General features: G+C 59.9%; 9 protein-coding genes. 2 read left to right on the top strand and 7 right to left on the bottom strand.

Annotated features, from left to right (window positions below; translation table 11 throughout):
* Positions 1-84 precede the first annotated feature (84 nt).
* The 4 genes from FZI91_RS05485 to FZI91_RS05500 form a co-directional block, all read right to left on the bottom strand.
* Positions 85-819, bottom strand: a complete 735-nt coding sequence (locus FZI91_RS05485) for a class I SAM-dependent methyltransferase (protein ID WP_162525887.1) — start codon at positions 817-819, stop codon at positions 85-87.
* A 191-nt stretch (positions 820-1,010) separates the two neighbouring features.
* Positions 1,011-2,141 carry an acyltransferase gene (locus FZI91_RS05490; RefSeq protein WP_155937889.1) on the bottom strand — a complete coding sequence of 377 codons (1,131 nt, stop codon included), beginning with the start codon at positions 2,139-2,141 and terminating at the stop codon, positions 1,011-1,013.
* A 164-nt stretch (positions 2,142-2,305) separates the two neighbouring features.
* Positions 2,306-3,367, bottom strand: coding sequence for an NAD-dependent epimerase/dehydratase family protein (locus FZI91_RS05495; protein WP_162525888.1), 1,062 nt, complete (start codon positions 3,365-3,367; stop codon positions 2,306-2,308).
* A gap of 165 nt (positions 3,368-3,532) precedes the next feature.
* On the bottom strand, positions 3,533-4,792 hold the full coding sequence (locus tag FZI91_RS05500) for a glycosyltransferase (protein WP_155937891.1): 1,260 nt from the start codon (positions 4,790-4,792) through the stop codon (positions 3,533-3,535).
* Positions 4,793-5,269: 477 nt separating this feature from the next.
* Here FZI91_RS05500 and rfbA point away from each other — a divergent pair, with 477 nt between their 5' ends.
* Complete coding sequence (rfbA, locus tag FZI91_RS05505; protein WP_155937892.1) at positions 5,270-6,136, top strand: glucose-1-phosphate thymidylyltransferase RfbA; 867 nt, start codon at positions 5,270-5,272, stop codon at positions 6,134-6,136.
* A gap of 135 nt (positions 6,137-6,271) precedes the next feature.
* The gene (locus FZI91_RS05510; RefSeq protein WP_155937893.1) at positions 6,272-6,610 is read left to right on the top strand and encodes a hemophore-related protein; all 339 of its coding nucleotides are present in this window, start codon (positions 6,272-6,274) and stop codon (positions 6,608-6,610) included.
* Positions 6,611-6,709: 99 nt separating this feature from the next.
* Here the strand turns inward: FZI91_RS05510 and FZI91_RS05515 are convergent, their stop codons facing one another.
* Genes FZI91_RS05515 through FZI91_RS05525 form a run of 3 tightly spaced genes read right to left on the bottom strand, consistent with a single transcriptional unit; the run spans position 6,710 to position 12,963 of the window.
* On the bottom strand, positions 6,710-9,655 hold the full coding sequence (locus FZI91_RS05515) for an RND family transporter (protein WP_155937894.1): 2,946 nt from the start codon (positions 9,653-9,655) through the stop codon (positions 6,710-6,712).
* A gap of 9 nt (positions 9,656-9,664) precedes the next feature.
* Positions 9,665-12,550 (bottom strand): RND family transporter, encoded by a 2,886-nt coding sequence (locus tag FZI91_RS05520; RefSeq protein ID WP_155937895.1) that lies wholly within the window; start codon positions 12,548-12,550, stop codon positions 9,665-9,667.
* Positions 12,547-12,963 (bottom strand): MmpS family transport accessory protein, encoded by a 417-nt coding sequence (locus FZI91_RS05525; protein WP_155937896.1) that lies wholly within the window; start codon positions 12,961-12,963, stop codon positions 12,547-12,549. Before FZI91_RS05525 ends, FZI91_RS05520 begins: the two co-directional genes overlap by 4 nt.
* Between the last annotated feature and the right edge of the window lie 125 nt (positions 12,964-13,088).

The raw sequence follows: 13,088 nt of genomic DNA on the forward strand, positions 1-13,088 counted from the left end.
CAAGAATTCTTATGAACAAATGTAGCCAAATATCGGACGCCCACTCCGAGCGAAGGCCACACGGTCTTTCATTAATATTCAGCCTCATCGGAACACCGCGCGCGGGAGCCGCTTCGGCTCCTCCGCCCGGTGAATCACAACCACGGAGTCGTACACCTCGATCCGGTCGATGATGGTGGCCGCGAACGGCACCTGAACCTCCCCGATCCGCTTGGGATGGTCCTCCATGATCTGGTAGACCGAGCGCATATCCAGATAGTGAGCGTGCATCGCATCCATCAGCCACTTCGTGAAGTCTATGAACGATTCGCGCTGGTCGCGATAGATCGTCCAGTAGTTGGCGCATACGTCCTCCACGATGTAGACCCCACCGGGTCGCAACCGCGGAAACAAGTACTGAAAAGATCCGATCATCTGCTTGGGCGTGTGCCCGCCGTCATCGAGAACCGTGTCGAACGGCCCGAATTCGTCGACCACGGTTCCCAGAAAGCCGGTGTCCGTCTGATCACCGATCCGCACGTGAATGTGGCGCTTTGGATCGTCATGTTTTGCGGCCTCGGGATTGATGTCGAGGCCCACGATGGTGGCGTCGGGCAAATGTTCGCGCCACATCTGCAGGGATCCACCCCGATCGACCCCGATCTCAAGCATTCGCTCGGTCCGAACCAGAGAGCGTTGGTAAATCGGCAGGTAGTGACGCAGCTTGTGGACGTTGACGGCCTTCTCGAAGATGCGGCCGATCGGGATATCGGCAGGTGACGAGTCGTCAGCCGACATCGAGACCGTCCGGGCCAGGTCCGGGCCCAGCGCGTCAAGCATGCGACGGCGGCCCGCGTACGGATAGCGCCGCGCGATGAATGGAGGTTTGCGCTGCAGCGCCAGGCGAAAGATTGGCATAGTCACGAAATCCTTTGCTGTTCTTTGATGTTCAAAGAACTCGGTCCACTCGCAGAATCCCGAATTGCCATACAGATCAGCCCGCCAACACGTTGTTGGCAACAAGCTATGGGCTAGCTGTCCTCGTGAGGTGACAGTGCGCGTTCGCGCCGTCCCGAAGTGTCCGAATCCGCTGGCCCGGCCCGCGCTGCCGCGGCCTGATCGGCGTACTTCCGTTTGAGCCGCGATTTGAGCGCCAGCGCACGTTTCTCGACCAGGAACCAACTGAACGCCGCAGGCACTAGTGTCGCCCCCGCCGAAACAATAAAGAAGGCAAACGGATTCAAGCTGGCGAGACCCGCGACGGCTAAGAGCTGCTGTGTCGGCGAGGCATAGATGTAGACGCCGTATGACAGATCCGTACGTATGTTCATGCGCTTGTTCTTGATCAGCACACCGGAAACCACGACGGCATAGGCCAGGGGAAGAGCCCCGAGCACTCGGTAGTCGGGCAGCGTGCCCGAGGCCAGCACAATCACGACACTCACCGCGACCAGCGACCAGCGAGCGGGTATCACGTCGCGCCACTGATACAGCAGAGCGCCGGCCGAGAACATGATGGCGCTGCGCACCGCGAGTTGCGGGATGGACCAGTACCCGGGGAATGTCAGCGGCGGCAGGAGCATTGCCGCAATGGTCGCCGATATCAATATCGCCGGAGCGGTCCACCGACGGGACGCGAGCCCTAGCAGCCCGAGCCCGGCCACGGCGATGTAGCACATCACCTCAAAGACCAGCGACCATAACGACGCGTTCCAAATTCCCGAGTAGGGGATATCGCGCGGCGTACCACCCACATCGAACTGGAGCTGCACCAACGCACTGTTCTTCAACATGTACTCGATCGGCGCGCTGGAGAACAGCAGCCTCGCGGCCGAGCCGCCCTGGATCAGCACACTCAGCGGAGCGATCACAAACGCCGTCACCGCCAGCACGACGTAGTACCCCGGCAGGATGCGAAGAGCCCGTGCGATGAAGTAGTCACGCACGCTCGGGTCGCGGAGCCAACTCGCCGTGATGAGAAACCCTGAAAGTGCGAAAAATCCGTCAACTCCCACCGAGAAAAGCAGTTGGAGAATTGCCTTCGATTCCACGACACGCCCGGTGAGGGGGAACGAGTGGAAAAGAATCACCTCGGTCGCCAAAGCGAGCCGACACGCGTTCAGCGCGTTGTTTCGCGGATCGAATACGGAACCGAGCTTCATTCGCCTCCACCACTCTTCGCCGGGAGCGTCATCGTATCGCCATCTCGGTCCAAGATCCGGCTTTCCGACATATCTCCGCGGAGTTGGAAAACATTGTCACAAACAATAATTCATGGCCAAGGTAGGACCACCGGCCGCGACACAGCGGCCATGCCCAGACCCGCTCAAAAACGATTCGGGCAGCCCTTATCGATCCATTCGAGAAGTGCGTGCAACCCATCCTCGAGCGTCCACTTCGGGCTCCATTCAAGCTGTTCGGTGGCCGGTCCGATATCGCAGCTGGCCGCGCGCACGTCCCCGTCTCGAAACTTCCCGACAACGACGGGTTCGGGCGCTACACAGAGGTCGGCGACCTTCCGGGCCAACTCGTGAATGGTTGTCGCAGTGCCAGAACCGATGTCAAGGGTGCGTCGCTCCGCTGCCGGCGCGTGCACCGCGGCGAAGAGCGCATCGACAACATCGTCAATGAACACGAAGTCGCGGACTATCCGGCCGTCTTCGTAAACCTCCAACGACTGTTTCTCACGTGCCAGTCGCGCGAAGAGCGTAACGATTCCGGTGTACGAATTGGTGAGCGACTGGCCAGGCCCGTACACATTCTGCAGGCGCAAGACGCTGAGGTTGGTGTCGTGGGCGGCGGCCCACGCTGCCAACAAATGCTCCTGGGCAAGTTTCGTGGCCGCATAGATATTGGTCGGACGGGGTTCCGTTCGGCCGGCGGAGCTCGGCAGCGGCTCCGACGATTCGCCAGCAGACCTCTTCGGGTCCCACTCACCGGCCAGCAGCTGCGCATGGCTGCGCGGGCGCGGATAGAAGACCTCCGCACCCGATTGCCACGCACCTTCGCCATACACCGCGCGCGACGACGCCAGCACCAGCTGATCCGGCACATAGGCCGCACGGCTCAGGCCGTCAAGAAGTTGGGTCGTGCCCACCACGTTGACCGAACCGTGGCGCGTCGCCTCCGAAAGCGACTGCGCCGTACCAGTTTCCGCAGCCAAATGGACGATTTGCGACGGTTCAAACAACCGTAGTACGGCATCCCAGTCGGGGGCATGGGTGACGTCTCCGGTGAACAACCGCACCGTCGGGGGAAGGTCGATCTCTCGGCCTCCGGCGTGCACCTGCGGGTGCAAGACATCCATCACAGCAACGTCGTATCCCGCTTGGACAAGACGATTGGACAGCGTGGATCCGATGAATCCTGCACCACCGGAAATGAGGATGGATTTTGACGCACTAGCCTTTGACAAGCCGAGCCTCCCGTTCATTGCAGAGCAGCTAGGTGACCCGCACGCACCGGTAATGCGTTCCGGGTCAATGATATAGATCGATTCGATGGCACCGCGCAGGGCTCCGTCGCCAGCGACCGCCAAGAGGGGTTCACCGACCTACGCATGGGCGGCCCTCCTCTCAAACAAGTCGGCGGCCCTCTCGACACTCTCGTGCGGTTTGGACATACGGGGAGCGGTCGCCCGCGCGCGGGCGACGCATTCCGGAGTGAGGATCTGGCCCAGGTCCGAGATCAGCGACTCTCGATTCGTGGTCGAAAAGCGCCGAGAGGTACCTACTTTCATGCGCTTGAGCTGGTTTCCCCAGAATGGCTGATCACCCACAGTCCAGAGGATCAAGGTAGGCACGCCAGCCCGGAGGCTGGCCGCCGTGGTGCCCGAACCGCCATGATGAACGACAGCTCGGCTGACCGGAAAGACTGCCGCATAGTTCACCACGCCGACCACCTTGACATGCGGCGAGGTTCGAACAGTGCTGAAGTCGGTCGCGCCGGCGCACACCAACGCGCGCTCCCCCAATTCCGCGCACGCTGAACTGATCATCTCGACTGTCTCCGCAGGAGATTCGACCGGGATGCTTCCCGAGGCGAAACAGATGGGCGGTCGCCCCGCGGCGATCCATGACATGACCTCGTCATCGGCGGAGGTCGTCAACTCCATGGTGAGTGCGCCCACGAAGGGCCTTCGTCCACCGTATTTCGCCCACTCGTCTGCCAGCCCATGGAAGCAAACATCGTCGTACGCTTGGATTTCCAGCGATCCGCGCTGGCCGATCCGCTGCGGCGACGGGCACGTCGCCTTCGGCAAGCCGAGCTCACGCCGTTGCGCATCTTCGGCCTTCTTGGTCACGCGCCAGGTCAGCCAGTCGTAGGCGGTCATCGCCGTACGCGTCAGCGGCGGCGGCAGGAGCGGGAAGAGCTGACCATTGGGGCGCCACGGCATGGTGTGTAAGGCAACCAACGGGATTCCATAGAACTCGGCGACATTGGCAGCCGGCTCCTCATAACCCACGCTGGTCGACAGCAGATCGGCACCATCGGCCACCGACACCAGGGTCCTACTCATTTCTGCCCACTGCTCGGTAACCAGTTTCAGGGCCTGCCGGCATAACGCGGCCAGATCCTGAGCCCTCCAAAAATGGCGGGTCCACGACATCCACAGATCGCGGTACACGTCGAGGTGCGGCCCCACCTGAATGCCGTAGGGAACCGCCGAAAGCCCGACCGATTCCGTGAAGCCAATCAGGTCAGGCGGGACAGCCATCCGCACGTCATGACCCCTACGCTGCAGTTCCCGTCCGACAGCAACGGCAGGTTCGATATCGCCGCGCGTGCCATAACTTGCCATGGCAAATTTCATTGACGGTGTTGACCTCCCCGATGTGAGTACGTGGTCGCAGAATGGCCGTCAGTGCTGTCGGTCATTATTACCGATCTCGCCCGTAACGGATAGCCTCAAATAATGGGCGTACATGCGTCTCCAAATTCCAAAACGGCAATGCAGCTACGGCCCAAAGAATTCCGTTTCGGGGATTTCCACATGTAAGACAAGTATTTCGATGGAAGCGGCAATGCAATTAAAGCCGGCCCGAGCTCGCCCAACCTCACGATATCCATATGCACAGCACGTGCGGTGCGGAACCGTCCCGACAGACTTGCGTGGCACACCGTTCACCAACGCCACCCGGACGCCCGCTTCCGACCTTTGATTCCGTCGGCATTCTGCCTTCACACACGATAGGGTGGCGTACGTGTTGCGCCACGACAACGTAGAAATTGTCGACGCCGCAACCGAACTCAACGAATCCTTCGTATTTGTCGTCGAGTAGGAGCACACATGCGCGGCATCATTCTCGCAGGCGGCTCGGGCACTCGCCTGCATCCGATAACGATGGGTGTCAGCAAGCAGCTGCTGCCGGTGTATGACAAACCGCTTGTCTACTACCCGTTATCGACGCTGATCATGGCCGGTATTCGCGACATTCTGGTGATCACCACGCCTGCCGACGCCCCCGCCTTCGAGCGGCTCCTCGGTGACGGCTCCGCCTTCGGTATCAACCTGCGTTACGCGGTCCAGCCGGAACCCGAGGGACTGGCCCAGGCGTTCGTCATCGGCGCCGACCACATCGGTTCCGATACGGTGATGCTCGCATTGGGCGACAATGTCTTCTACGGCCCCGGATTGGGCACGAGTCTGCGGAGATTCGAGAACGTCAGCGGTGGCGCGATTTTCGCGTACTGGGTGGCCAACCCCTCGGCGTACGGTGTGGTCGAGTTCAGCGCCGACGGAGTGCCGCTGTCCCTGGAAGAGAAACCGGCAAAGCCAAAATCTCATTACGCGGTCCCGGGGCTGTACTTCTATGACAACGAGGTCATTGAGATCGCCCGCTCGCTACGGAAGTCTGCGCGCGGTGAATACGAAATCACCGAGATCAATCAGATCTACCTGGATCAGGGTCGACTCGCCGTTGAAGTACTTCCGCGCGGGACTGCATGGCTGGATACCGGCACCTTCGATTCATTGCTGGACGCGAGCGACTATGTGCGCACGATCGAACGCCGCCAAGGTCTGAAGATCGGCGTACCTGAGGAAATTGCATGGCGGGCCGGTTTCATCAATGACGACCAGCTCGGCGCGCGCGCCCAGGAGCTACTCAAATCTGGGTATGGGAGTTACCTACTTGAGCTCTTGCAGCGGAAATAATCCGATGTCTTGGCTGGCGGTAACAGAACGGATTGGTGGACGTATAAATAGTTGTGGGTCTGGGTGCACCCCCGGCCTTGTGTTTCGCTGAATACGAAAAGTTGATGTGGTCGGTACGAGGAGGCAACAGAGAATATGAACAAACTGTCACTGACGAAAACCGTCGCGGCCGTCGGAAGTGTCGCGCTGGCGTTGACCGCTGGGTCCGGGCTCGCATCCGCCGACCCCGCTACCGATGAAATGGTGAACAGCACCTGTACGTATGATCAGGCGAATGCTGCATTGCACGCAGAGAACCCCACGGCTGCACAGTATTTCGACCAATCGCCACCGAATCAGCAGTTCATGCAGGAGTTCCTCAGTTCACCGAAGGCCAAGCGAGTGAGCATGATCAACCAGGTCAGAGGTAATCAGGGCATCGAGTTCGTCATCCCGGTGTTTCAGCAGATGGTGCGCAGCTGCCAGAAGTACTGATTCTTTGCTTACAGGGGCCGGGCCGAGGTGCACTCGCGCCCGGCCCTTTCCTATGTGCACCATCGCCTGAAGCATCAAACTAGCTGAACTGCACCGTGATCAGTCGGTGAGCTTGGGCAGCTCCGTAGTCGGCTGGTCATCATCCGGTCGTGTCGAGGCAGGTGCCGCGACACTGGCGCGAATTGGCTCAGGGAGGGCACTCGGTGGACGCTGACGCACCCGTTGCGGCCACCAGAACCAACGCCCGAGTAACGCGGCGATCGACGGCGTCATGAACGAGCGCACAATGAGCGTGTCGAACAGCAGGCCCAGACCGATGGTCGTACCGATCTGACCGATGATCTGCAAATCGCTGACAACCATCGATGCCATCGTGGCCGCGAACACCAATCCCGCTGACGTGACTACCTTTCCGGTACCACCCATGGCGCGGATGATGCCCGTGTTCAGGCCGGCGCCCAGTTCCTCTCTCATCCGCGATACCAGCAGCAGGTTGTAGTCAGAACCGACCGCCAACAGGATGATCACGGACATCGCCAACACCATCCAGTGCAAGTTGATGCCCAGGATGTACTGCCACAGCAGCACCGACATACCAAAGGATGCGCCCAGCGACAGCGCCACCGTACCCACGATCACCAAGGCCGCAATGAAGCTTCGAGTGGTGATGAGCATGATGATGAAAACCAGGCAGATCGCCGCGATTCCGGCGATCAGGAGGTCGTAGGTCGAGCCGTCCTTCCAATCCTTCGCGGTCGACGCGGCGCCGGCAAGGAAGACCTTGCTGCCCACCAGGGGCGTCCCCTTCAGCGCTTCCTCCGCAGCGGTCCGGATCTGCTCGATCCGGGTGATGCCTTCCGGTGACATCGGATCGCCATTGTGAGAAATGATGAACCGCACCGCCTTCCCGTCAGGCGACAGGAAGGAATTCATCGCACGCTGGAAGTCAGCGTTCTTGAAGACCTCCGGCGGCAGGAAGAACGAATCGTCGTTCTTGGAGGCATCGAACGCCTGCCCCATCGCGGTGACGTCTCCGGTGGTTTCGTCCATTTGCTCGAACTGCCCCGACATGGTCGCGTACATGGTGAGCGTCATGGTCCGCATGTTCTGCATGACCTCGATCATCTGCGGGAATTGGACTAGCAGTTTCGGCATGATCGCGTCGAGTTGATCCATATCGCGGTTGAGAACTTTCAACCCGTCCGCGAGTGCGTCAGAGCCGTCCAACGCATCGAAGATGGACCTGATCGACCAGCAGATCGGAATGTCGAAGCAGTGTTTTTCCCAATAGAAGTAGTTGCGAATCGGCCGCAGGAAATCGTCGAAAAGCGCGATGCTGCCGCGTAAATCATCCGTGAGCTTCTCAAGCTCGTGGGTGTGACCGACCATGCTGTGAGTGACATCTGTCATTCGGCGCATCACATCGTAGGTGTGCTGCATCGACTTGATCATCGTGCTCATGTCGTCGGCCTGCTTTTGCATGTCCGCAATGCGCTTCTTCTGAAACCTGGTCGCCTGGACCTGGCCTGCGGTCTGCAAGCTGAGCAAGAAGGGCACTGAGGTGTTCGCGATCGGTGTTCCCTCGGGACGCGTTATCCCCTGTACCCGAGAGACTCCACGGACCTTGAAGATCGCCTTGGCCAGCTTGTTCAGCACGATGAAGTCCGCCGGGTTCCGCAGATCGCGGTCGGCCTCGACCACGAGAACGTCGGGCGTCAAGCGTGACTCGGTGAAATGCCGTTGCGCGGCAGCGAATCCCATGTTGGCCGGAATGTCGCTCGAGATGTACAGCCGGTCGTTGTAACTCGTCTTGTAGCCGGGCAGCGTCGATAGTCCAACCAAAGCAACGGCCAAGGACGCCACCAGAATCGGAGCCGGCCATCGGACGATCGCGGTGCCGATCCCCCGCCACCGCTGAACCTTCATCTTGCGATTGGGTTCCAATAGCCCGACCCGGCTGGCCAGCGCAATGCCCGCCGGAACCAATGTCACCGCAACCGCGACCGCCGCCAACATGCCGATGGCACAAGGGATGCCCATGGTTTGGAAGTACGGCAGCCGGGTGAAATGCAGGCACAGAATGGCTCCGGCGATGGTCAGCCCGGATGCCAGGACGACGGGGGCGACACTCCGATACGTGGTGTAGAAGGCCGTCTCTCGGTCTTCGCCGGCCTGGCGCGCCTCTTGGTATCGGCCGAAGAAGAAGATGCCGTAATCGGTGCCCGCAGCAATGCTGAGGAAGACCAGCATATTGATGGCGAAGGTCGACAAAACAAAAACATCATGATGCCCCAGATACGCGACAATCCCTCGCGCCGCGGCCAATTCGACGCCCACCATGATCAAAAGCAGGATTACCGTGACAACCGACCGATAAAGGATGAGCAGCAGCGTGAAGATGATGACAACGGTGACCGCGGTGATCTTCAGAATGGACTTGTTGCCGGCATGCTGCATATCCGAGGCGAGTGGCGCCGCGCCGGCCACATAGACCTTGACCCCGTCCGGCGCAGACTTGGCCGTCCGATCGACGATCTCACGAATGGCCGCCACCGATTCGTCACCCACGTGAGTGCCTTGGTTACCCACCAGATTCAGCTGCACATACGCAGCCTTTTCGTCGGGGCTTTGCACACTCGACGATGTCAGTCGGTCGCCCCACAGGTCCTGCACATGCTCGACGTGTTTGGGATCGTTTCGTAGTTCGCGAATCAATCCCGCGTAGTACTGATGAGCGTCTTCACCGAGCGGTTCCTGCCCCTCGAGCACGATCATCGCGGAGCTGTCTGAGTTCGACTCGCCAAAGTCCTTGCCCATGCGCATGATGGCCTTCACGGCCGGCGCATCTTGTGGCATCAGCGACACCGAACGCTCTTCCCCAACCTGTTCCAGGGCGGGGATTGCCTTGCTCCAGTCCCAATTGACCGAAGCCAGCGTTGTATACAGAATCAGCGCAATCCACCCCAGGATGATGAGGGGCGACAGCGTCCGGATTACTCGCGCGATGAAGGGCTGGGGGCGCGGTGAGCGTGTGTGGGCACTCATTGGCGACTATCAGTCCCTCTGCAGCAAGGAACGCACCAGCGGACGAGGTCCCTTCCACCTACGCACCGCACCGGCCGGCCGAGGAACCACTTTCAGCGGCCACCAGAACCACCGACCGAGCAGAGCTGCGATGGACGGTGTCATGAAGGCGCGCACGATCAATGTGTCGAACAACAGACCCAAACCGATGGTGGTGCCCACCTGTCCAATGGTCAGCAGATCGCTGACGATCATGGACCCCATCGTGGCCGCGAACACCAATCCTGCAGCGGTGACCACCTTTCCGGTGCCTCCCATCGCCCGAATGATGCCCGTGTTGAGGCCGGCGCCCAGCTCCTCTTTCATTCGCGATACGAGCAGCAGGTTGTAGTCGGAGCCCACCGCCAACAAGACGATGACCGACATCGCGAGCACCACCCAGTTGATCTGGAGTCCGCAAATGTATTGCCAAACAAGAACAGACAACCCGAAGGACGCGCCCATCGACAGCGCCACCGTACCCACGATTACCAGCGCGGCGACGAAACTTCGGGTCATGAGCAACATGATGATGAAGATGAGGCAGAGCGCGGCAACACCGGCGATAAGCAGGTCGTACTTAGATCCGTCGACCAAGTCCTTAACGCCCGCAGCCGTACCGGCCAGCGAGAGTTTGGCGTGTTCGAGCGGCGTTCCCTTGACCGCCTCCTCAGCCGCGGTCTTGATGGGCTCAACCCGCGAAATGCCTTCGGGCGTTGCGGGATCGCCGCGCTGCGAGATCAACATGCGCGAGGACTTGCCATCGGGCGACATGAAGATCTTCATCACCCGCTGAAAGTCCTTGTTCTTCAAGACTTCCGGCGGCAGATAGAACGAATCGTCATTCTTCGACGCATCGAAGGCCTTCCCCATGGCCGTCGAATTCTCGCTCGACTCGTCCATCTGGGCGAAGATGCCGGACATGGTGCTGTGCATCGTGAGCATCGACTCGCGGGTGCTCTTCATGGTGGCAATCATCTCGGGGAACTGCTCAAGCATCTGCGGCATCAGCTTGTCCAACTGATCGAGATCCTTGACGAGATCCGACATCTTGTCGGTCACCTGATCGATCCCGTCGAGCGCGTCGAAGATGGATCTGATCGACCAACAGATGGGAATGTCGTAGCAGTGCTTTTCCCAGTAGAAGTAGTTGCGGATCGGCCGCCAGAAATCCTCGAAATCCTCAATGTGGTCCCGCAATTCACCCATGTCGGCCTGCAGGTCATGGGTGGTGCCAACCATGCGATGGGTGGTGTCCGCCATCTGCTTCATCAGGTCCTGCATGCGCTGCATGAGGGTGATCGTCTTCGACATGTCCTCGGCCTGCTTGAGCATGTCCTCCATGCGCGCCCGCTGGAACGGCAGACTCAGACGCTGACTCGCGTTGGACATGCTGAGCATGAACGGCACCGACGAGTGTTCAATCTGAGTTCCCTCGGGCCGCGTTACCGACTGCACATTGGCAATGCCCGGCACCGCGAACACCGCCTTTGCCAGTCGGTTCAGAACCAACAGATCCGCCGGGTTCCGCATGTCGTGATTGGCCTCGATCAACAGGAGGTCGGGCGTGGCCATCTTCGATTCCGGGAAATGTCGCGCGGCGGCATTGAATCCCTGATTCGCGGGAATGTCCTGCGGGATGTACTTCTGGTCGGAGTAGCTGGGGCTGTACCCCGGCAGCGTCAGTAGCCCGATGAGCGCGATCGCCATCGTGGCAGCGAAAATCGGGCCAGGCCACCGGACGATCGCGGTACCGATCCGCCGCCACCGGCGCGTCGCCATCTGCCGCTTGGGATCGAACCACCCGAATCGGCTACCGGCCGCGATAACTGCCGGAACCAGCGTCAAGGCGACCGCCACCGCAACCAAAATGCCCACGGCGCCGGGGATGCCCAACGGCTGGAAGTAGGGCAGGCGAGTGAAATGCAGGCAGGCGATCGCACCGGCGATCGTCAAGCCGGATGCCATGACGACCTTGGCGACACCCTTGTACGTGGTGTAGTAGGCGGTTTCACGATCCTCGCCCGCTTGACGAGCCTCTTGATACCGCCCGGCGAAGAAGATTCCGTAGTCCGTTCCCGCCGCGATACCGACGGACACCAAAAGATTGACGACGAACGTGGTCAGACCGACGATCCCATGCAGGCCAAGGAAGGCAACCAGTCCCCGCGCAACTTGCAGCTCTATGCCGACCGTAAGCAGCAGCAGGAGGACGACAATGATCGATCGGTAGAGCAGCAGCAACATCAGGAAAATTACCCCGACGCTCACCACGGTGATGAGGATGACCGTCCTGTTTCCGCTGTCTGCCATGTCCGAGACGATGGCGGCCGGGCCCGTGACATACGTCTTGACCCCCGCCGGCTGCCCCGGCGTATTTTTCACGATGTTCTGAACGGCCTGCACGGACTCGTTCGCTTCGGCCTGGCCAAAGCGTCCGTTGAGATTCAATTGGACGTACGCAGCTTTGCCATCAGCGCTTTGCGCGGCACCAGCCGTCAGCGGGTCTCCCCAGAAATCCTGGACATGCTGCACATGCTTGGGATCGTCTTTCAATTGACGAATGACGGCGTCGTAATACTTGTGCGAATCTTCGCCGAGCGGCTGTTCGCCCTCGAGCACAACCACCGCAACGCTCTCGGAATTTGATTCCTGGAAGACCTTGCCCATCTGCGTCATCGCTTTGACGGACGGCGCATCCGGCGGGCTTAGCGAAACAGAATGCTCTCTTTCGACTACCTCCAGCGGCGGCACTTTGAGAGTAAGGAGAACGGTGATCGCGAGCCAGCCCACGATAATGAGCAGTGAACCCTTACGGATTATGGTCGCGAATATCGGCCGGTGCGTTCGCTCCTTGCCGGCTTTCTCCTCGCTCATGCTGCCTTCAGCAGACACGAGGTAAAGGCGTTCGTCTGGTTGGTCACCTTCTCGGATTTGACCTCATCATCCACGGTGATACGGCAACCGATGCTGCGACTGTTCCCCTGCGCCATGATGCTGCCGACCGCGGTAGTCTTGCCGACCTCGAATTTCACCGACCACGGAAGCGTGACTTTCTGTATGTACAGCGGATCACCATTCACGTCGAAATAGCTGATATCTGCCACGGTCCCAGGTGAGCCGAAAACTTCATACGACATCTTCTTGGGGTTGAAAGATTTGGCATCGCTTACGTTCGTATCGGCGTACGACGGACGATTATCGGACCCGAAGACGCCATGGAGTCGCGACACCGTAAATCCACCAGCGCCAATTACGGCGAGCACCAGTAGCGGAATCCACAGACGCATCAAAAGCCGAAGAATCTTGACCCTCCTCGCCTATCTCAACACCCGACACAAAACGTGGAACACCTCGCAGGCGCTCCCTGGCCGTTAAAGATTAGACCATGTCCGTGACCCACGTATGCGCCCGT

The sequence above is a fragment of the Mycobacteroides sp. CBMA 271 genome (assembly GCF_009729205.1).
GTDB lineage: Bacteria > Actinomycetota > Actinomycetes > Mycobacteriales > Mycobacteriaceae > Mycobacterium.

Excerpts from the sequence above, each read along its gene's own strand:
- FZI91_RS05485 (WP_162525887.1), bottom strand. The coding sequence starts at position 819 with ATGCTTGACGCGCTGGGCCCGGACCTGGCCCGGACGGTCTCGATGTCG.
- FZI91_RS05490 (WP_155937889.1), bottom strand. The coding sequence starts at position 2,141 with ATGAAGCTCGGTTCCGTATTCGATCCGCGAAACAACGCGCTGAACGCG.
- FZI91_RS05500 (WP_155937891.1), bottom strand. The coding sequence starts at position 4,792 with ATGAAATTTGCCATGGCAAGTTATGGCACGCGCGGCGATATCGAACCT.
- rfbA (WP_155937892.1), top strand. The coding sequence starts at position 5,270 with ATGCGCGGCATCATTCTCGCAGGCGGCTCGGGCACTCGCCTGCATCCG.
- FZI91_RS05510 (WP_155937893.1), top strand. The coding sequence starts at position 6,272 with ATGAACAAACTGTCACTGACGAAAACCGTCGCGGCCGTCGGAAGTGTC.
- FZI91_RS05515 (WP_155937894.1), bottom strand. The coding sequence starts at position 9,655 with ATGAGTGCCCACACACGCTCACCGCGCCCCCAGCCCTTCATCGCGCGA.
- FZI91_RS05520 (WP_155937895.1), bottom strand. The coding sequence starts at position 12,550 with ATGAGCGAGGAGAAAGCCGGCAAGGAGCGAACGCACCGGCCGATATTC.
- FZI91_RS05525 (WP_155937896.1), bottom strand. The coding sequence starts at position 12,963 with ATGCGTCTGTGGATTCCGCTACTGGTGCTCGCCGTAATTGGCGCTGGT.